At 54.4% G+C, this 21,077-nt stretch carries 20 protein-coding genes; 2 read left to right on the forward strand and 18 right to left on the reverse strand.

The window, feature by feature from the left end:
• Positions 1–58: 58 nt before the first annotated feature.
• Positions 59–502: a DUF4440 domain-containing protein gene (locus D9A02_RS15785; RefSeq protein ID WP_162933102.1), complete on the forward strand. Its 444-nt coding sequence runs from the start codon at positions 59–61 to the stop codon at positions 500–502.
• 25 nt (positions 503–527) lie between these two features.
• On the opposite strand, the gene recN is transcribed toward D9A02_RS15785, so the two are convergent.
• The 15 genes from recN to D9A02_RS15860 all read right to left on the reverse strand — a co-directional run bounded on the left by recN (position 528) and on the right by D9A02_RS15860 (position 16,247).
• A complete protein-coding gene (gene recN, locus D9A02_RS15790; protein WP_120501856.1) occupies positions 528–2,177 on the reverse strand; it encodes a DNA repair protein RecN in 1,650 nt (549 codons plus the stop codon).
• A 19-nt stretch (positions 2,178–2,196) separates the two neighbouring features.
• On the reverse strand, positions 2,197–3,051 hold the full coding sequence (locus tag D9A02_RS15795; protein WP_120501857.1) for an outer membrane protein assembly factor BamD: 855 nt from the start codon (positions 3,049–3,051) through the stop codon (positions 2,197–2,199).
• Between the two features lie 104 nt (positions 3,052–3,155).
• Positions 3,156–4,076, reverse strand: coding sequence for a UDP-3-O-acyl-N-acetylglucosamine deacetylase (gene lpxC, locus D9A02_RS15800; RefSeq protein WP_120501858.1), 921 nt, complete (start codon positions 4,074–4,076; stop codon positions 3,156–3,158).
• A gap of 204 nt (positions 4,077–4,280) precedes the next feature.
• On the reverse strand, positions 4,281–5,873 hold the full coding sequence (ftsZ, locus tag D9A02_RS15805) for a cell division protein FtsZ (RefSeq protein WP_120501859.1): 1,593 nt from the start codon (positions 5,871–5,873) through the stop codon (positions 4,281–4,283).
• Between the two features lie 175 nt (positions 5,874–6,048).
• The gene (ftsA, locus tag D9A02_RS15810) at positions 6,049–7,383 is read right to left on the reverse strand and encodes a cell division protein FtsA (RefSeq protein ID WP_120501860.1); all 1,335 of its coding nucleotides are present in this window, start codon (positions 7,381–7,383) and stop codon (positions 6,049–6,051) included.
• Positions 7,380–8,252, reverse strand: a complete 873-nt coding sequence (locus D9A02_RS15815; protein ID WP_120501861.1) for a cell division protein FtsQ/DivIB — start codon at positions 8,250–8,252, stop codon at positions 7,380–7,382. The genes ftsA and D9A02_RS15815 overlap by 4 nt, the downstream gene beginning before the upstream one ends.
• Positions 8,240–9,118, reverse strand: coding sequence for a D-alanine--D-alanine ligase (locus tag D9A02_RS15820; protein WP_254054692.1), 879 nt, complete (start codon positions 9,116–9,118; stop codon positions 8,240–8,242). The genes D9A02_RS15815 and D9A02_RS15820 overlap by 13 nt, the downstream gene beginning before the upstream one ends.
• Positions 9,119–9,214: 96 nt before the next feature.
• Entirely contained in the window at positions 9,215–10,138 is a 924-nt protein-coding gene (murB, locus tag D9A02_RS15825) for a UDP-N-acetylmuramate dehydrogenase (RefSeq protein WP_120501863.1), read from the reverse strand.
• A gap of 74 nt (positions 10,139–10,212) precedes the next feature.
• Positions 10,213–10,458: a DUF2484 family protein gene (locus D9A02_RS15830; RefSeq protein ID WP_120501864.1), complete on the reverse strand. Its 246-nt coding sequence runs from the start codon at positions 10,456–10,458 to the stop codon at positions 10,213–10,215.
• Positions 10,455–10,706, reverse strand: coding sequence for a DUF2484 family protein (locus D9A02_RS15835; protein ID WP_120501865.1), 252 nt, complete (start codon positions 10,704–10,706; stop codon positions 10,455–10,457). Before D9A02_RS15835 ends, D9A02_RS15830 begins: the two co-directional genes overlap by 4 nt.
• A 5-nt stretch (positions 10,707–10,711) precedes the next feature.
• Positions 10,712–12,118 carry a UDP-N-acetylmuramate--L-alanine ligase gene (murC, locus tag D9A02_RS15840; protein ID WP_120501866.1) on the reverse strand — a complete coding sequence of 469 codons (1,407 nt, stop codon included), beginning with the start codon at positions 12,116–12,118 and terminating at the stop codon, positions 10,712–10,714.
• Positions 12,115–13,221, reverse strand: a complete 1,107-nt coding sequence (locus tag D9A02_RS15845; RefSeq protein WP_120501867.1) for a glycosyltransferase — start codon at positions 13,219–13,221, stop codon at positions 12,115–12,117. Before D9A02_RS15845 ends, murC begins: the two co-directional genes overlap by 4 nt.
• Positions 13,218–14,384, reverse strand: coding sequence for a putative lipid II flippase FtsW (ftsW, locus tag D9A02_RS15850; protein WP_120501868.1), 1,167 nt, complete (start codon positions 14,382–14,384; stop codon positions 13,218–13,220). Before ftsW ends, D9A02_RS15845 begins: the two co-directional genes overlap by 4 nt.
• A gap of 292 nt (positions 14,385–14,676) precedes the next feature.
• Positions 14,677–15,495, reverse strand: a complete 819-nt coding sequence (locus D9A02_RS15855; RefSeq protein WP_120501869.1) for a hypothetical protein — start codon at positions 15,493–15,495, stop codon at positions 14,677–14,679.
• Positions 15,492–16,247 carry a DUF6502 family protein gene (locus D9A02_RS15860; protein ID WP_120501870.1) on the reverse strand — a complete coding sequence of 252 codons (756 nt, stop codon included), beginning with the start codon at positions 16,245–16,247 and terminating at the stop codon, positions 15,492–15,494. The genes D9A02_RS15855 and D9A02_RS15860 overlap by 4 nt, the downstream gene beginning before the upstream one ends.
• 185 nt (positions 16,248–16,432) lie before the next feature.
• Between D9A02_RS15860 and D9A02_RS15865 the strand changes: the two genes are divergently transcribed.
• The gene (locus tag D9A02_RS15865) at positions 16,433–16,861 is read left to right on the forward strand and encodes a YHS domain-containing (seleno)protein (protein WP_120501871.1); all 429 of its coding nucleotides are present in this window, start codon (positions 16,433–16,435) and stop codon (positions 16,859–16,861) included.
• A gap of 187 nt (positions 16,862–17,048) precedes the next feature.
• Here the strand turns inward: D9A02_RS15865 and murD are convergent, their stop codons facing one another.
• From murD to D9A02_RS15880, 3 genes are all read right to left on the reverse strand, one after another.
• A complete protein-coding gene (gene murD, locus D9A02_RS15870; protein WP_120501872.1) occupies positions 17,049–18,449 on the reverse strand; it encodes a UDP-N-acetylmuramoyl-L-alanine--D-glutamate ligase in 1,401 nt (466 codons plus the stop codon).
• Positions 18,450–18,602: 153 nt separating this feature from the next.
• Entirely contained in the window at positions 18,603–20,525 is a 1,923-nt protein-coding gene (locus tag D9A02_RS15875; protein WP_120501873.1) for an acyltransferase family protein, read from the reverse strand.
• A 149-nt stretch (positions 20,526–20,674) separates the two neighbouring features.
• Positions 20,675–21,076 (reverse strand): ACT domain-containing protein, encoded by a 402-nt coding sequence (locus D9A02_RS15880; protein WP_120501874.1) that lies wholly within the window; start codon positions 21,074–21,076, stop codon positions 20,675–20,677.
• Position 21,077: the final 1 nt, after the last annotated feature.

The following is a 21,077-nucleotide window of genomic DNA, read 5'->3' on the forward strand; positions in this document are numbered from 1 at the left end:
TGCGGGGCAGATCTTTCTAAGCAGTTATTTTGAGCATCTTAATTTGAAAGGAAAAGTCATGAGACTTTTTACCCAAACAATAGCTGCGGTCATAGTTGCATCGTCGCCCTATGTTGTCCACGCTGGAACGGTTGAAGACATCGCCGCCAGAAATGAAACATTTAAAGCCGCATTTAACAGCGGTGATGCGGCTGGGGTTGCCGCGCATTATACTGAGGACGCAACTGTTCTTGCGCCCGACGCCCCTCTCCTTGAAGGGCGCGAAGCTATTCAAGGCATTTGGCAAGCCTACATTGATGCCGGGGTTAAGGAACTAACCCTGACAACCGTCACTCTTGAGGATATGGGCGCGTCGGCAAACGAAATTGGAGCCTTCACGCTGATGGCACCCGATGGGAACGGTGGGATGGTGCAGGCCGGCGGCAAATATGTCATCGTTTGGAAGACGGATGCTAGTGGTGTCTGGCATCTGCATTGGGACATATGGAACAGCACGCCTTAACGCTCCAAACCCGATTCATAAGAATCTAAGCTGACATCAACGCCGTTGCCGCCGCACGGGCGGCGTCGGTGATACGATCGCCTGACAACATGCGAGCAATTTCATCGATCCGATCATTGGAATCCAATGGCTTGACAGTAGATAAGGTCATCTCATTCTCGACCCGTTTTTCGACCCGCCAGTGATGTGCAGCAAGGGCTGCAACCTGTGGCGAGTGTGTCACCACTAGAACCTGCCCCTGTCCGGCCAATTGTGCCAGACGACGGCCCACAGCATCTGCCGTGGCCCCGCCAACACCTCGGTCTATCTCGTCAAAGATCATGGTGATTGCACCTTCGTCACCCGCCAGGCAGACCTTGAGCGCCAGCAAAAAGCGGCTGAGTTCCCCACCCGATGCGATCTTGGCCAGCGGACCAGACGGCGCGCCGGGGTTGGTGGCTACACGGAAAGTCACCGCGTCACGGCCCTCGGGGCCGTCTTCAGCCACCTCAAATGCAGTTTCAAAAACGGCACGTTCCATTTTCAGCGGGGCAAGTTCATCTGTCACGGCCTTATCCAGCGCCTTGGCAGCTGATTTACGAGCTTGTGTGAGGGTTTCAGCGGCTTGATAATAGCTACGTTGCGCAGCCTCGACAGCGGCTACCAGAGCTTTGAGGTCGGCATCGCCCTGCTCTAACTGATTCAGCCTTTGACGCAATTCAACAGTCAATCCCGGTAACTCTTCTGCTTGAACCTCGTGTTTGCGGGCCATCGCACGAATGGCGAACAGTCGTTCTTCGGTGTGTTCCAATTCAGCTGGGTCAAAATGCAGCTGTTCAAGACAACGCGAAACCGATCCGGCCGCTTCGTCCAACTCTACCATGGCACGCGACAGCGCCGATAGCGCCTCATCCAGCATGCCCTCGGCACTTTCTGCCGCGCCTTCAAGCCAGCGCATTGCATCGGTCGCCGCGCCTTCAGCTCCATCAGAGCCCAAAGCACTTTGCGCCTTGGCAACGTCATCTCGGATCCGTTCTGCCCCCTGCATTAAGCGGCGTTCTGTATCAAGCTTTTCATCCTCGCCAATTTGCGGATCAAGCGCGTCCAGCTCAGCCACGGCATGACGTAAGAAATCCTCCTCAACGCGAATTTCTTCCAGTGCGGCTTCGGCAGTTTGCAATTGCCTGCGCGCCTGCGCCAGATCACGCCAGTATTTACGGGTCTCAGCGCGCAGATCGTCCAGCTGGCCAAAGCTGTCCAACAGGTTGCGGTGGCCACTTGGGTTTAACAGGCCACGGTCATCATGCTGCCCATGTAATTCGATCAAGGTCTCAGACAGCTTGCGCAGCACTTCGCCAGAACAACGCCGATCATTCACCCAAGCTGTCTTACGGCCTTCACGAGTGTTAATGCGGCGCAAGATCAGCTCATCTTCGACCGGCAAGCCGTGTTCTTCCAAGACCGTCCGAGCAAGGTGGTCATCGGGCAGATCAAACCAAGCCTGCACTTCGCCCTGTTCGGCACCGCTGCGCACCAATTCGGCGCGCCCCCGCCAACCCAGAACAAAGCCTAAAGAGTCCAACAAGATAGATTTTCCTGCCCCGGTTTCACCGGTTAGCACATTGAGCCCCGGTTGAAACGTCAGTTCCAACCGATCGATAATCAGCATGTCGCGAATATCGAGGCCCCTGAGCATAGCAGTTCCTACCTTCGGATCAGAGCCATTGGCCTTTGATCATCTGGCGATGAACCTGGCGAAGCCAACTGTCACCTGCAGCTTCAAGCGTGAGTCCTTGACCGGTTAGCAAAGCGTAACTGTCTTCGTACCACTGGGTGCCCTTGAAGTTGTGGCCCAGAATGGCGCCGGCAGTTCGCGCCTCATTATAAAGCCCCAGCGACAGATAAGCTTCGACCAGACGGTGTAGCGCCTCGGCCGTGTGACTGGTGGTCTGGAAATCTTCGACCACAACCCGAAACCGGTTAATCGCAGAGCCGTAATGGTCGCGACGCAAATAATAGCGTCCGATTTCCATTTCTTTGCCTGCCAGATGGTCAAAGGCCAGATCAAATTTTAGAATCGACGCGCGGGCATATTCACTGTCTGGATACAGTTCAATCACCTGACGCAGGGACTGCAGTGCCTGAAAGGTCAAACCCTGATCGCGGCCGACTTCGTCGATCTGATCATAGTAGCTCAGCGCCAGCAAGTACTGCGCATAGGCAGCATCTTCGTCGGTGGGATAGAAATCAATGAAACGCTGGGACGCAGCGCGGCTGTTTTCGTAATCTTTGGCCTGATGATAAGAAAAGGCCTGCATGATAACAGAGCGCTTCGCCAATTCAGAATAAGGGTAAAGCCGTTCGACCTCGGCAAATACACTGGCCGCCAGATCCGGATCATTACGTGCCAAATCATATTCAGCACGCTCGTAGATCTGCTCTGCTGTGAATTCTTCGTAGTTTACGTCGCCGCGTTCAACTTTGTTATCAATGCTGCCTGAGCATCCTGCCAGAGCAACAGAAACAATAACACCAGTTAAAAGCTTTGCTCGGAGCGTGCCGAATTTCATGCTCGAACCCATTTCAGTTTCACCGCGGGGACAACCCCGATCTGATAGTGATCTAGCACATAAATTTCCGGTGCAAAATGTCTTTGGTGGAAATTAAGTCACGATCAGGCGACTTCCGGAATTTCACCCCAATGCACCCCTGCACCAGGCAGTTTTGCAGCCATTTCAGTGGTGCAGGATACTTTTTCGAAGCATGCAGAGTTAGCAAACATGGTGCGAAGAAGTTCGTTGGTCAGGGAATGGCCTGCACGGAACCCTTCATAATGGCCAAGAATCGGTGCGCCAGCCATGCCAAGGTCGCCCAATGCATCCAACATCTTGTGACGTACGGCTTCATCCTTGTGGCGCAGGCCTCCCGGGCTCAACACCTGATCACCATCTACCACTACCGCATTTTCCAGCGTTCCACCAAGGGCAAGTCCCTGCGCACGCATCATATCGACATCAGCCTGACGACAGAATGTCCGGCTGTTGGACAGCTCACGCACAAAGCTACCGTTAGACATATCCAGTGTTTTTTTCTGAGCGCCAATAGCAGCGTCTTCGAATTCAATGCTGAAATCGATTAGCAAACGATCCGCAGGTGTAAACCGCGCCCAACTTTCGCCGCGTCGTACTTCGACCGTGTCAGTGATACGGTAGACTTGCAAAGGCGCACGCATTTCACGCAGGCCTTTGGACAAGATCCCGCGAACGAAAGCTGCCGAGCTACCGTCGAGAATTGGAATTTCAGGGCCATCCACTTCAATAACGGCATTATTCACACCGCAACCCACGATAGCAGCCATGATGTGTTCAACGGTCGAAACTGTTACACCATCATCATTTACAAGACGGGTGCACAACGGGGTCTGCTGAACCATATGCCACAACGCCGGAAGATCGCGATTGCCGGTTACATCATCAACACGACGAAAAGTGATACCACTATTGGGCATCGCCGGAAGAATCTTCATTCTTACCGGAGCACCTGAGTGCAGGCCAACACCGTCAAAAGTCACCAAAGATTTAATCGTCGTTTGCAATATAGCCCCTTGGGCGTGTGCCCTCGTTGTTTGGTGAAAGAGATTTAGAGCTGGGACGGTCTACGCTCAACTCAATCTTTGCTACGGCCTGAAACACAGCCGAAACAAGGTAAGCAGCTTTCTGCCGATCCAGTATTTATCTTACTGTTTTACATAGAAAAAGGGCCGCGAATTGCGGCCCTTTTTCAATAATACTATTGAAGCTTAGTTTGCCTGACGACGCAAGAAAGCAGGAATTTCAATCTGCTCATCCGTGTCATCTTGCGACTCACGTTGTGGCTGCGCACTTTGAACCGGTGGCTGTTGGCGCATCTGACGAACCGAGGCTTGCTCAGCTTCCGCCCCTTGGCCGGTCATTCGGTTGATCAAAGAATTGATGCCAAAACGTGGGCGTTCAGCCGGCTCTTCGCTTTGCCGTACCTCTGTACGTTGCTGTGGTTCAGCATTGCGTGCAGGTGCATTGTTCACAGCGGCTTGCAGGCGTGCCAGTGCTTCTGGTGACGGTGTGCCCGGCTTAGGCGCGATGAAGCTGTCCAACTCTTCCTCGAAATGATCCGAGGTAGTAGCTTCCGCAACCTGTGGTGTGTAGGCCGGTGCAGGCATTTCTTCTGCATCATCAGAAGCCACATCTTCATCATAACCCATTGGGTTAAAGATATCTTCTGCTGGCTGTCTTGATCCGACTTCACTCTCGTCGACCTCTGCGAAAAGATTTGGCTCCACCTCTGCAGCAACAGCAGCTGGTGTAACATCTTCTTGCTCGGCTTCGATAGATTGTTTCAGCGGCTCTGCCAGACTGCGACGTGGAACAGGCATGTCGCTAGGAACATCGCTGGCATCAATACCGGTGGCGACAACACTGACGCGCATCGCGCCTTCAGTCAGGTCATCCATGGTCGAGCCAACAATGATGTTGGCGTCGCCGTCCACTTCTTCGCGGATACGGTTGGCCGCTTCGTCCAATTCGAACAGTGTCAGATCCGGACCGCCGGTGATGTTGATCAGAACACCACGTGCACCACGCAGGCTAATTTCATCCAGCAGCGGGTTGGCAATTGCTTTCTCAGCGGCTTGGATCGCGCGATCTTCGCCTGTAGCCTCACCGGTTCCCATCATCGCTTTGCCCATTTCGTCCATCACGGCACGAACGTCAGCAAAGTCCAAGTTGATCAGACCAGGGCGAACCATCAAGTCCGTCACGCCTTTAACACCTTGATACAGAACGTCATCTGCCATTGAGAACGCCTCGGTAAAGGTGGTTTTCTCATTGGCCAGACGGAACAGGTTCTGGTTTGGAATGATGATCAGCGTGTCGACCATGCGCTGAAGAGTTTCAACGCCCTCTTCGGCTTGACGCATACGCTTGGCGCCCTCGAACTGGAACGGCTTGGTGACAACACCAACAGTCAGAACGCCCAGTTCGCGGGCGGCTTGTGCGATGATCGGGGCTGCGCCGGTTCCGGTGCCGCCACCCATACCAGCGGTGATGAAGCACATGTGTGCGCCTGCCAGATGATCAACGATTTGTTCGATGCTTTCTTCTGCCGCCGCTGACCCGATAGCGGGTTTTGCGCCTGCGCCCAAACCTTCGGTCACTTTGACACCCAGCTGGATGCGGCTGTCTGAATTGCTTTGGCTCAGTGCTTGCGCATCGGTGTTCGCCACAACGAAATCGACGCCATCAAGCTGCTTTTCAATCATATTATTGACGGCATTGCCGCCTGCGCCGCCAACACCAAAAACGGTGATACGAGGCTTCAGATCTTCATGCCCGGGCATTGTGAGATTCAATGTCATTTTGCTGTCCGCCTGCTTTTTATCGCCCGCGATTACGGGCCGTTCTCTGCCTATTATTACCAATCATATCGCTCGCCGGCGCTTTCGTCACCAAAAAAACAAGCAAAAACCACAAAATATAGGCGCTTTTTTACGCCTTTACGCGGTATTTCGCCGAAGTGGCCACATTTTGCGGTTACCAGTTGTCCTTGAACCATTTCACAGCGCGTTTCAACGAGCGTGCTGGATAGCGATCCACCGGAATATCAAAATCCCACCATTCATCCTGCGGGTTTGCCGCAAAAAGGCACATGCCCACTGCGCTGGCAAAGCCAGCGCCGGTTGCAGCCTGCGGCAGACCATGGACGCGCAGCGGGCGGCCAAGGCGAACTTGCTGTCCGAGAATACGACTTGCCAACCCATCCAAACCCGGAATTTGGCTGCCGCCCCCCGTCAAAACGATTTGCTGGCTGGGTAGATACTCAAAGCCCGCCGCATCCAATCGCGTGCGCACCTCTTCAAGGATTTCCTCAACACGGGGGCGCATGATGCCGATCAATTCAGTCCGGCTGACCGTCCGGCGGTCATGTTCCCAATCACCGGTCTCACCGCCAATTTCGATCATCTCGCGATCATCCATACCAGTGGCCATGACGCCGCCGTAGAAGGTCTTAATCCGTTCCGCCGTAGCCGTGGGCACCTGCAACCCCATGGAAATATCGCTTGTGACGTGATCCCCGCCAATGCGCACGGTATCGGCATAGATCATATGCTTTTTCATAAAGATCGAGACACCTGCGGAGCCGCCACCAAGATCGATGCAGGCTGCGCCCAGTTCCTGCTCATCCTCAACCAGTGACGCTAACCCAGAGGCATAGGCCGAGAACGCCAGGCCGGCGAGTTCCAGATCGCAGCGTTTGACGCAATAGGCCAAGTTTTGAATGGCAATGGAATCCACTGTCAGCATGTGCATATCAGTTGACAGAACTTGCCCCAGCTGGCCACGCGGATCATTCAGCCCTGACCGATGATCCAGTGCAAAATTCACGGGTTGCGCATGCAACACCTCGCGCCCTTCGCCGTAATCTGGCATATCACACGATGACAACACGCGGCTGATATCCTGCTCGCTGACAAGCTGCCCCTCCAGATCTACTGAGCCCGCAAGGCCATACGAACGCGGCTGTGCCCCAGAAAAACAGGCAATCACGTGGTCGACGCGAATGTTGGCCATTTTCTGTGCCGCCTGAACTGCCGTACGAATGGCCCGTTCAGTTTCCTGCATGGCGTCAATCTCGCCGAACCGCACACCGCGTGATCGCGTGGTGGCTGCGCCAATCACCCGAAACCCGGCTTGTCCGGCCATGGTGCCAATACCTTCGGCCTCTTTCAGGCGGTCGGTACCGTCAAATCGCAACACCAGACAGGCAATTTTCGATGTCCCTACATCCAAGACCGCCACAACACCGCGCTGCATTGCCGCCTTGCGCATATTGCGCATCGCGCGCTGGCTCTCATATAGCTCAATCATTCAACTGCCCCCGCCGTCGTCTGAGATACTTGCCACCAGTCATTGGCCGCGTTTTCGTTCATTCTTATTGTTGGTCGATCCGCAAGCCGCATATCAACAACGGCCAAATCACGGTTCAACATGTCTTTGACTTCATCTAGCACAATCACGCGTTCCAACGCGCGCCGTGGATCTTGCACCGGCAGCATGATGCGCTGCCCGCTTTCCAGAACCACATCCCAGCGACGTTCGCCAATACGGACAAGTCCGCGCAATTCAATATCCAGTGACTTTGCAACCTGCGACAGCGTTAATGCCTCGGGCACGGCCTGCTCGGCCCCTGCCCCGGCGAGCACCGGCATTTCCATCAGCTTGGGGTTTTCCAGCACCTTACCGATAACCACACCCTCAATATCAACAATATTCAGACCATCACGCACGCGCCACAAGGCCACCGGTTGACGCTCGACCACTTTGGCGACCAGAACGCCGCCCTTGCGGATCCGTACAGAGGCATCAGCAACCGCTGGCAATTCCTCGACCATGATCCGCACCGCATCAAGATCGGCATCGAACGAGCTGATCGGAAATTTGAAAGGGAACACTTCGCGAATGACATCCTCAACCGGTGCGCTTGCGCCTTCGACTTCAAGCAATTGCACCATGAATTCTGGGCGCGTTTCGATCTGCTCACGAATATCGGCCACTTTTTGAAGCAGCGCCTCTTGCCGGTCCGGGTTGGCAAAGAATGCAATACCCGCGCCAAGTGCCAGGGTAAACGGCAAACCAAAGCGCAGCGTCTTGCGAAACAGCGGTGTCAACATCAACCGCTGATAGCGGTAAGACCAACGCGACGGGGCCGGATCAAACTTGGGCTCTACCTGTCGCATGAGGCGTCCTCCACCATCCAACGGCACATTTCTGGGAAACTGATCCCAACATGCTGCGCCTGTTCGGGGCTTAAAGAGGTTGGCGTCATGCCGGGTTGGGTATTCGTCTCCAGTACGACCAACCCATCGAGTCCACGACTTTCATCCCAGCGATAATCAGTACGGCTAACCCCGCGACAGCCCAGCACATTGTGCGCGGTGATGGCATATTCCATGCAGGCGTCAAAAATCTCTTGCGGTACATCTGCGGGCACAACGTGGCGCGACCCACCCGGTTTGTATTTGGCATCAAAGTCGTACCAACCATCGGTAATGATATCTGTCACCGTCAACGCACGATCACCCATAACGGTGGTGGTCAGCTCGCGACCGGGCGCGTAGGTTTCAACCATCACCAGATCAGGCATATCTTCAGCCAGTTTTGGCGGGCCGTTGGCATCTTCATGCACAATATAGACGCCAACCGAAGACCCCTCGTTATAGGGTTTCACCACATAGGGTGGCTTCAGAACATGGTTCGACGAAACCTCTGCTTTTGAGGCCAGAACACTTTCCACGATCGGCAGACCCACAGATTTGTAGGCCTCTTTGGCGCGTTGCTTGTCCATCGCCAAGGCCGACGACAGGACACCGGAATGAGTATAGGGAAGACCCATCCATTCCAGCAATCCCTGCACGCAGCCGTCTTCGCCCCAGCGACCATGCAAGGCGTTGAACACTACATCGGGCGCACAGGTACGCAACACCTCTGGCAAATCCCGATCTGCAATGATTTCCTCGACCAGAAAACCGGCATCCCTAAGCGCAATAACACATTCGCGTCCGGACGAGAGCGACACCTCGTTTTCGGACGACGGGCCACCCATAATGACCGCAACTTTAGGGGTGTTTTCGCTTGAAAAACCCACTCTTTGCCTCAAAATCCCGGGCCGTTTTTCGACCCTGTTACCGTTATGCTCGTTTTAGTCTTTGCTCGGGGCTGGTTCGCCAACCCTCATAATTTCCCACTGTAACTCTATTCCACTATTCATGAAAACCTTTTTTCTCACCAGCTCGCCTAATTCCTCCAGATCCGCCGCCGTCGCGTTGTCCGCGTTAATCAAAAAGTTCGGATGCTTTTCGCTCATCTGCGCGCCACCGACACGTGCACCGCGCATGCCCGCCTCATCGATCACCTTCCAAGCTTTCAGATCGTGGCGATCATCTGTACGCCCTGTAGAACTAAACCCAGCCGGATTGCGGAAGGTGCTGCCAGCCGATCGGTCCTTAGTCGGCTGACTTTCATCACGCCTGCGCAGCTGGTCCTGCATCCGTTCCAACAGCGCTTCCGGCTCCGCTGAAGGACCCTCAAATGTCGCTTCGACAATAATGCAATCCGCGGCCAAGTCTGTCTGGCGATAAGCGAAACCCAAATCCTCAGATGTCAGCCGGATTTCATGACCTTCGCGGGTGATAGCGCGCGCATCAACAAAGGCATCGGCAACATAGCTGCCGTAACACCCTGCATTCATCCGCACTGCGCCACCAATAGATCCAGGAATGGTGCGCAAAAAGGTCAGATCGATCCCCGCGTCAGCTGCTTTTTTGGCCACATGCGCATCCAATGCCGCCGCTCCGGCAATAACACGATTTCCCTCAATCCTGATTTGATTGAAACCACGCCCCATGCGAACAACAACAGCCCGCAACCCCCCATCACGTACAATCAGGTTACTGCCAACCCCCATTGGAAACACCGGAGTAGCCCCATCAAGGCTGCGCATAAAATGCATCAGATCCTCAACATCCGCAGGCTGAAATAGCCAATCCGCAGGCCCACCAACCCGCAACCAGGTTAGATCCTCAAGGGAACGACTGGCGGTTAATCGACCACGCACCTCGGGCATTTGGATTGCATTACATTGATCTGCCATCATCGCGGCCCACCTAAGCCAAACGTCAAAGTATTTACCGCAGTGCCTTACCGCAATGTCCGGCGCAACCAGCGCCCCAGATAGATCACCGGCCACCGCAGAATGCTCATGCCTGCAGCAAGAACAAACAGTCCTAACCACGGGCCATTCTGATAGGTCACAAAGCCCACCAAAGGTATGCCAATTGCGATCAACCCATAGGCCACCCGCCAATGATTGTCACGGCTGGGTAGAACCCCGATAACATTCGCAACGACGCCCCAGACACAGGCCAAAACCAGCGAAAGAGTCATGGTGCCGTCTCCCCTGCTCCGCGCCATTTACGCCAAAAATACCGTAGCGGGTTGCGAAACATCGACACAAACGCCAGCACCGCAACCACAGACCAAATCCAGCCGTGGTCATAACCCAACCAAACGACCAACAACGGAGTGGCGGCCAATAAACCCAATCCCGGAGCGAATTGCCGGCGCATTGGCAAAAACGCCACCAACGTCGCCAGCAGCACCCAGACACATGCACATATGATTGATAACGACACGGTCGTTAACTCTTTGGTTCGCTTAAGCGCTCTGGCAGGGCATTGGCCCAGGCGCTGATCGTACCAGCCCCCAGACAGACCACCATATCACCCGGTCTTGCCTGTTCGCGCACAAGGCGTTCCAGATCGTCTTCATCCTGAATTGCCCGCGCATGGCGATGGCCGTGGCGGATAAGCCCCGCAACCAGATCATCACGGCCTGCACCTTCAATCGGATCTTCACCCGCAGAGTATACATCAGCGATGGCCACAACATCGGCATCATTGAAACAGGCGCAAAAATCATCAAACAGCGAATGCAGACGGGAAAACCGGTGCGGTTGATGCACTGCGATAATCCGACCTTCGGTGGCTTGCCGTGCGGCCTTGAGCACCGCCGTAATTTCAACCGGGTGGTGACCATAGTCATCAATAATGGTAACGCCGCCTACCTCACCCACGCGGGTGAAGCGCCGATTAACCCCACCAAAGGCAGCCAGACCTTCGCGAATTTCGTCGCGCTTCATACCCAAATGGCGCGCCACCGCAACGGCGCTCAGCGCGTTTGAAACGTTGTGATCACCCGGCATCGGCAAAGTACAGTTTTCGATCACTATATCCTCGGCCTGCAGATGAATGTCAAAATGCGCCACACCTGATTTATAGGTCAGGTTGCGCGCGCGTACATCAGCCTGCGCGTTAAACCCATAGGTCACAACGCGACGGTCGGAAATCCGACCCACAAGCGCCTGCACCTCTGGATGATCAGTGCAACACACAGCCAGACCATAAAACGGGATATTGCTGACAAAGTCATAAAACCCCTGACGCAGAGTATCAAAATCACCCCAATGCTCCATGTGCTCAGGGTCGATATTGGTGACGATTGCAACAGTCGCAGGCAGCCGATTAAAAGTGCCATCGGATTCATCAGCTTCAACCACCATCCACTCGCCATCCCCTACCCGGGCGTTAGAGCCATAGGCATGAATGATACCCCCGTTGATCACCGTGGGGTCATACTGCCCGTGATCCAATAGGGCGGCGACCATGGTTGTGGTTGTCGTTTTACCGTGGGTCCCGGCCACAGCGACGTTGGATTTCAACCGCATCAATTCAGCAAGCATCTCAGCCCGACGCACGACCGGTAGACCGAGTGCACGTGCGCTGTCCAACTCAGGATTGCCCGGCTTGATGGCCGAGGAAATCACCACGACCTGTGCACCGTCCAGATTTTCGGCGCGTTGACCTTCAAAGATGGTCGCACCCGCCCCTTGCAGGCGTTTGGTAATCGGTGATTGTTTGAGATCAGAGCCCTGAACCGTGTACCCGTGGTTTAGCAAAACTTCGGCAATCCCGGACATGCCAATGCCACCAATGCCAACAAAATGGATCGGCCCAACATCACCGGGAAGTTTGGTTGCTGCATTCATTGCGGTTGCTCCCCTGTTGCGGTTGTCTCTACCAAATCGGCCAAACGTTGCGGCGCATCAGGTGTGGCCACACTCAAAGCGGCATGCGCCATTTTGACCGCCCCTTTTGGGTTCTCAAATACATTGATGATCTGTTCCGCCAAGGCATCAACTTCGAATTTCGATTCCGGAATAACAATGGCAGCCCCAGCCTCGGCCAGCCCCCGCGCATTCGCGGTTTGATGGTCTTCTGCGGCAGCCGCAAAAGGCACCAGAATAGACGGGCGCCCAATCACGCTGATGTCGGCCACGCTAGAGGCGCCAGAGCGGCTGATGACAAGCTGCGCCTCGGACATACGGCTGGGGATGTCGTTGAAAAACGGGGCGACATCGGCATTGACGCCATGTTCTGCATAGAACGTAGCCACGCGCAACTCGTCCTCATCACGGGCCTGATGGCTCACGCGAATGTTGCGTAGTACTTCAATTGGCAACTCGGCGATCGCAGGCGGGACGATATCACTCAGAATGCGCGCGCCTTGCGAGCCGCCAATCACTAAAATGGACATTGGATAATCGCCCGGAGGGATATATCCGGCCTCGGCCCGGTCCAGCACCGTACTGCGCACCGGGTTACCAACATGCACGCCTTCAATGCCTTCTGGCAGATCAGTGGGCCATGTGCCGCAAGCGATTTGGTCAACTCTGCTCGCAAACAGGCGGTTCACCCGCCCTAGCACACCGTTTTGTTCATGAACCATGCGCGGACGGCGTAAAAGAAAGGCAGCTGAAAGCGCTGGAATTGTCGGGTATCCACCAAAGCCTGCGACCATATCAGGCTTGTCGCGCAGCATGTTCCAGACGGCCCCAAGCACACCACCGAAGATTTGAAATGGCGCAACAAGCTTGGCCAGAATGCCACCACGGGCAAAGGTGGCGCTCGAAATCTCGGTCACGTCAACCGCATCAGGAAACCCACCAGTATAGCGCGCACCGCGCACATCGGTGCTAAGCTTCACACGCCAACCGCGCGCCAGCATCACTTCGGCCAAAGATTGCGCCGGAAACATATGGCCGCCGGTCCCACCGGCAGCGATCACCAACAACGGTGACTTATCACTCATCTCACCATGCCTCTAAGAATATCTCGAATTTCACCCTGCGGACGGGAACGAGTGAAGGCAAAAAGCATGCCCAGCGCAATACCCCCCGCGATCAGCGATGAACCACCATAGCTGACAAAAGGCAAGGTCATTCCTTTGGCTGGAAGCAAACGCACGGCAACCCCCATGTTGATCATTGCCTGAACGCCAAAGATCGCGGCCAGACCAGTACCTGCCAGACGGATGAACGGATCACGTTCCTTCATCAAACGCAGGAACGACCGCACAACAATGGTGGCGTAAAGCGCGATAATGCACAGGACCAGCACCAGACCGTATTCTTCGGCCGCGACAGCAATGATGAAATCGGTATGCGCATCCGGCAACGACCATTTCACCTCACCCTCACCCACACCAACGCCAAAAAACCCGCCCTCGCGGATGGCATTGGTGGCGTAACCCAACTGCGTGGTCGGGTCGACATCGCGGCTTAAGAAACCATCGATACGGCGAGCAAAGTGTTCCGAATTACTGTAAGCAAAGGTGCCACCGGCCACGACCATCACGGCAAATCCAACCAGCAGCAACACAGGTGCGCCAGCGACAAAATACATTACACTCCAACCAAAGAGCAGCAAGCAAGCCTGTCCAAAGTCTGGCTGCAACGCCAGAAAGAGCGTCAGAACGATCACCAGAACAAAGCTCATGCGTTTGCCGGGTGGACCGTTGATCTCAAGACTTGCGGCCATCATCCATGCGGCGACCACGACAAAGCCGGGTTTAAGGAATTCAGACGGCTGCACACTGGCAAAGCCCAGCGAATACCAGCGCACCGCACCTTTGCCAAAATCAGTGCCAAACACCGGCAATAACGCCAGCGCGCCAAAGGCCGCGATAAACCCGATAATTGCCAGCCGCCGCACCAACGTCGGTGACATCATCGAGGTCAGCATCATCGCAATCAGGGCCATAGAGCCAAAAAACGCCTGCCGCTGCACATAATGGAAGGGATCAAACCCGTTCTTGGCCGCCAAGGGGGGCGAAGCCGCCAGCCCCAACAAAATACCGATACCGAAGAGGATCAGGACACAGGACATCGACCACTTGTCAATTGTGCGCCACCATTTGGGAAGGACGGGTTCGCCTTCCCGGACGGGAACCGTCCCGTAAACCATTTCTGTCATCGTGAACCGCCGTTCTGCCTCAATACAACGTCCCTTTTCGGGATCTGAGGACAGTGTAGCAGGACATTTGCTCTGTGGGAAGTCGTGAGCGTGGGGGGAGGGAAATTACATTGAGAGTATGAAGATTACCTTCTTCCGTGACTTATTCGACCCAACGTCCGCTTAGAGCCCATTGTGCATAATTCTGGAGGTGGTTGTATGTCCGCTTTAGCAAGACCGAAGTAGAAATCTTCGGATGATGCAGATGCGTTATCACCTCGACAACAACAATATGATCATTCTGTATCAGCGCCTAGTTAGAAGCACTGATACAGAATGACTTCACCAGCTCGGCATCGCTTTGCGTCAAATCGCTCAGCAAAAAGTCAATCCGGCCACTCAGAGAACAGCGCCGAACCAGTTGATCTAGTCCCACATCCCGTTCGCCTTCTGCGCTGGCTATGGCGACACCTTGCAGACTAAGTGAGTTGCTCGCTGCCATTGGCTGAAAGTAGCCTTCAAGAAGCACAAGGTCAGGTGAAGAGCCCATGAAGGGGCCTTCCATCGCGGTATCCATCACGATTACGCCATTCTCAAACTGGCCTGAAATGGAGACAGTTTTACCTGCTGCAAGACCTGTAAGGCCTGCACCCCGCACCGGAACCTGACCAACCAGGCCAAGCTCATCATAGATCCCAGAGATCTGAACATTGTCCTGTTGGACTTCGACGATACGCGACGCGACAATCCCGTCCTTTGACCAGAAACCATCAATCTGAACTGTTCCCGAGTTCGGCAATGCGCCAGTAATCGGAACGCCCATGACTTCTCCTGGGGCTGTTATTGGGCCTGTCAAAATTGGCATATGTTGCAGTGTCTTGATTTGCCAAGAAGCGCCATCTCGACCAGTACTTAATGCAAGTGTCATACCCATGCGAAGGTCTTCAAGCTTACTAAGACCCTTCAGTTCAATATCGCTTGCAAAGTCAAATCGCATACCGCTGACTTCGAATTCATCAAGTGCGGTTATTTGACCGATAACGCCTGTGCCAATAATGCCTCCCTCTTTTTCTTCAGCAAAAGTGGGCCAAGCGAACATTAAACACAGGATTGAAATCAACGTCCGGATCATAGGTCTTGCACCTTCTTGTTCACATAGGTCCCGGCGACAAAGAGGGTCATCCCATTCTCCTCGTGCTGCAAGGCATTCGCTTTCTTATTCAATGCTTGAAGCATGTCCAAGGCCATCCGGGTCGCATCTTTTTCCAGCTCATCGGCCGCTTCCTTTGAAAGATGAGAATAGCGCAAAGCTTGATCCCAATGCTGGGTTTCGCCTGTCAGATTGCCAACCGTTGTGTCGAGGTGAGGCACAACGGTTGCGACGGCGGCGCGCATCTTTTCATCTCGATCATGAGGTACCATCGACGCAGTCACAAAACAGATCAGACCATCTTCTTCTGTGACGTTGCCGGAGGCGAGTAGGACCGACAACAGGGTCGCAGGGGCCGCGTCAACCTTAGCCAGACCAACAAGCGCATCAAATCCGGCGTCTCCCTGACGGGACAGCTTACGAGGTTGCCCATCCTCAAGGTAGCCGGGTTCATTTTGCCACAATGTAAGAACCCGTGCGGCAGCCGAAGCTTTGCTTGGCGGCTGATTTCCGCGTTCAAGCCTCTTGATGTCTTTTCTGTGCACGCCTGTCATAAGGCTAACGTGACTTACGGATACTTCTGGCGCCTGCGCATAGGCTTCCGCCACTAAAGCAGACTTAAGCAATTCGACAGCGCCCGCCAGGCCGATGCCATTATTGATCATCAGTCTGGCCATCGGTTGTAGCAGAGCCAACAGCATCTGCTCCGAGGGTGTTTTGTCGATCTCTTCCATTGCAGGCCATTTTATAGGGAAGGTACAAGTTTTTGTGAATACATGTTTATATACAATGGGAATAATTCCCACTACGAATTATATATGTCGTCAGAGACAGTAAATCTAGGCCAGAAATAGCTGGAAAGAATCCATTTGCGCTTCTTTCTGCCTTTGTGTCTTGCCTCCTAAACAAGGATTGAATTATGAAAAAACTCTTCGCCACCATCGCAATTACAGGTTGCTCGGTAATGGCATTGCCTGCAATTGCCGGTAATACCCTTGGAACTGCTTTCGCTGGCTATGATCCAGTAACTTACTTCCAAGACGCGCCAGCACAAGGTAAAGCAAAGTTCTTCCATCTTTGGGACGGGGCACTCTGGAGTTTTAGCTCGGAAGAGAACCGTGATACCTTCAAGGCTGATCCCACGGCATACGCGCCGCAATTTGACGCTTATTGCGCATGGGCAGCATCGCAGGGTTACAAGCGCCCAGGCGATCCAAATGTGACAGAAATGGTAGATGGCAAGCTCTATACGTTTGTGCATGAAGGCGCGCGGGACAAGTGGCGGGCGGACATCGCCAAGCACATCGCTGATGGCGAAACCAACTGGACTCGCATAGAACCTTTCTAAGACTGCGATTATTCCTAAGCGGCGGTCAGCTGGGCCGCCGCAAATTCCAATACTACGCGCTTTTCCCCGCCATAGCTGTGTGCCCAAAGGCAACCATTACGTTTGTAACACTCGAGGTCCGCTTCGTCCGCATAGCCGACCTTCGGTTAGATTTGTTTTGTGATGGAAGACACCCTTCAGATACTCTTTAAGTCAAACATCGCTCGACTTTTGCGATAAAATCATCGCCGCGTTTCTCAAAGCTGTCATATTGATCAAAGCTTGCTGCTGCCGGGGCCAAGAGCACGGTATCGCCCTTTTCCGCATCCTGCGCGGCCTGCGCCACGGCGGCTTCCATGGATGTGCAGATTTCCGTCTCCAAACCTTCGAGCTTCAAGGCAAACTGCGCTGCTTCGCGCCCGATGACATAGGCTTTGCGCACATTGGGCAGACCGGGTTTCAGTGCGTCCAGACCACCCTCTTTCTCCAACCCGCCGCAGATCCAACGGATGTTATCAAAGGCTTGCAGTGCCTTCAGCGCACTGTCGACATTGGTGGCCTTGCTGTCGTTCACATAGGTCACGCCCTCCGCCTGCGCGATCACCTGACTGCGGTGCGGCAAGCCGGCAAAGCTGGCAAAACCCTGTTCGATCAGCTTGGGCGCCAGTCCCAGACAACGGCAGGCGGCGTAAGCAGCACAAGCGTTCTGGTGGTTGTGACTGCCTGGCAGCCCCTGAATATTGCGCAGGTCAATTGACCCAATCTGCCGCCCCTTACGGTACTCAGACAGAAACCCTTTGCGGGTAAAGACCGACCAGCCCGGGCCAGTGAGTTTACGTTCAGCTGACACTTTGATCAGCCGATCATCGGTTGCCCCCTCTGACAGTTGTGCCGCCATGAACACGCCCTCAGGTTCGTCCACGCCAATAATCGCCCGGTCAGGCCCACCCTCGGCAAACAACCGGCGCTTGGCCGCGAAATAGCCACCGATCCCGGCATGACGATCCAGATGGTCAGGCGAGAAGTTGGTGAACACTGCAATATCCGGCGTCAGCGCGCGGGCCAGTTCCGTCTGATAACTGCTCAACTCCAGTACCACCACGCCACCATCGCCGGGCGCATCAATGTCCAGCACCCCACGCCCGATGTTGCCAGCTAACTGCACGTCCTTGCCCGCGACCTCTAGCACATGATCGATCAAGGCCGAAGTGGTGGATTTGCCATTGCTGCCCGTGACCGCCACCACCCGCGGTGGCGTGTCAAAATTGGCCCAGGCCCCATTGGCAAAGGATTTGAAAAACAAACCGATATCATTGTCCACCGGCACACCAGCGGCATAGGCGGCGGCGATCACCTTGTTCGGCTCTGGATAGAGATGGGGAATGCCGGGAGAAACAATCAGGCTGGCAATCTCTTCGAAGGCCCCCTCACGGTTTAAATCGTAGACCTCGAAACCTTCCCCCTCAGCAATGGCGCGTGCGGCAGGGTTGTCATCCCAGACAATCGGCGTTGCCCCGCCTTCGCGCAGGGCCCGTGCCGCAGACAGGCCAGATCGCCCCAATCCCAGAACCGCAACCTTTGCTCCGTCAAATCCTGCCACTGGTATCATGCGTCTCTCTCGTCATTGGTCTGCGCTAATCCCCACGATGTTTAATGGGTTTTGCCGCCCTCTGCGAGGGGTTTACGTTTGCAGTGGAGGATATTTATCCTCGGCAAAAGCAACAACCAGTGCAAAACAAAATTCCCGCACTTAGTCCTTAGTTCATTCAAGGCCGCTCCATTCTCGCTCAAACACCTTGGAAAGCTCTTCAGACATGGAACCCGTGACATGGTTGCTATCTGAAAACACCGGGCGCCCATCAATACTGGCCCGGCAGGTTCCATCTGCGCACAGATCCTCAATGAGTGACAAGCGCTTAGCATCAATGGCCTGCGCCGCCTCAAACGCTTTGAACAAATAGGAGAACTCTTCGCGGTGCTGGCTGAGCGGCTTGTCCGTGGGCCAATCGCGGTCAAAGGCAATGTTCTTGGCCAGTGTTTGGGGCACATGGCCCTTTGCAGCGAAAAATGGATCAATCAAAACGACCTGTTTTCCTGCAGCCTGAAAACCATTGATCGTCTGCAGCAGCTCTTGTTCAAACGCAGTTTCAATCTGCCCAGGCGCGCTCCAGCGTCCTAAGTGCAGCATGCCGCCCTCATAAGGCTGCCGCCAGATCGACACCATCATCACGGTTTTGATATCTGGATTCTCTGTCGCAAACTGCAGCGCCTGATTGGCTTGTTGCATACACCGCTCTGATCCAAGATTGGCAACCGGAAGGCAGCCGGACGAGAATGCAAACACCGCCGATTGCCCAGTCCGTTTCAGCCATAGATCCATCGCTTGCGAAAATGCATTGGCATGACTGTCCCCATAGATCAGAAAGCTGGGTTCGACTTCGGGGCCTCCAAGCTGACAAGAGCGATCGGAAGGTGCAACATTGCGTGACAATCTGTTTTCACATTTGCGAAATTTCTTAATGCCATCTTTTGAATAGGCAAGAACTTCTGTCACGCTCGGATCAAAACGTTGCGGCATGCCTTGTTGCAACAAGATAGCCGCACTAACCGCGATCAAAACAACAGAGCTACCAACAATAGCCTGCAGGTACGCCCGTGGGTTGACCAATGCCCGACCCGATCGAATGGGCCGCTCTACCAGACGGTAGATCAACCAGGCCAATAGAAACGATGCGGCAAAGCCGAATAACCGCCACCCATATGAAAAACTGGACAAGGATTCCTTCAACACAATCATGACCGGCCAGTGAACCAGATACAGCGGATAAGAGATCACCCCGACCCACACCAGAAAACGGGTCGAAAACAACCGTGTCAGTGGGGCTGTAGGCGACAGGCCCGAAATCAGCAAACACAAGGCACCACCAACGGGAAACAAGGCGAACCATCCTGGTATTCCCGTGGCTGGCGTATGTAGGTAAAGGCCAAGGAAAATCAGGGCCAGCCCCAAAGGGCCGCAAACTTTCAATATCTGTTCTTGTGGTTGAGACCGGATCAGATAAAGCGCCAGAACACCGCCGGCCAGTAGCTCCCATGCCCGTGTTGGCAGCAGATAAAACGATGCCCATGGCTTCATCGGAGTTACGATATAACCCAACGCAAACGACCCAACGGTTGCCAACAACACAAAACCGAGTAAGGCCGAGGATCGCCAGCGCAGGATCAGCATCACAAACAGCGGATAGATCAGGTAAAACTGCTCTTCCACCGCCAGAGACCAACTGTGCAGCAACGGCACGGTTCCAGCCTGCAGCCCGAAGTAATTTACACTTCGCCAGAAATAGAAGTTCACTACATAAAGCTGCGACAACAGAGATTCCTTGCCCAACTCCTGAAACGCGCCGGGCAGGAATAGGAAAAACCCAACTAGCAGATACAGCGTAAGCGTCGCCAGAAGCGCCGGATAAAGCCGCCGAACCCTGCGATAATAGAAACTGCCCAAGCTGAAACGGCCAGCCGCGTGGTCGCTGACAATGATCGAAGTGATCAAAAAGCCCGAAATGACAAAGAAAACGTCGACCCCGATAAACCCGGCTTTGCCCACTCCCAAAAGGTCGAAATGGAAAATCGTCACAAGCAAAATGGCCAGCGCACGCAGCCCATCGATATCCGGTCTATACGTCATTCAAGTCTCATTATCACCAATACACGGTGGCGCAACCGAGCCACGCAATAATGGCTCGGAGCTTACAGGAATTCCCAATAGGTGCGAGCTTTAAATGCCGTACAATTCAGATCGCGACAACGGCGTATCAGCCAACATAGCGTGCCAAATTAATCTGCTAAATCTTGCAATAGTTCCAACGCTCGTTCCGCCATCTCTGCCGGAACAAACGCGTGGTCATGGTGGTAGGCTGCAACCATGTTACAAGGGATGCCATTGTCGGCCAGCAAGGTCGCAACAGCAGCGGTCAAACCGACACCATCAAGGGCAGAATGGACCTGCAGGGTGATACAGCGCATGGGCATTTCATCGGACAGGCCAAGCTCCGTCAGTGCGGGTGCAGGCACGACCAACGACAGCCCCTCATCTTCGGCAAAGCTCGCAATCGACATCAACATCGCCCGCGCGGCAAGCTCTGTATCTGCGACATGCACAAAGTGATAGCTGCCGTCGCGCAACGCCGGACGCATCTGACGGATCATCTCTTTGGTATCTTTGACGCGCTCGGTCATG

The organism is Roseovarius sp. EL26 (assembly GCF_900327775.1).
GTDB lineage: Bacteria > Pseudomonadota > Alphaproteobacteria > Rhodobacterales > Rhodobacteraceae > Roseovarius.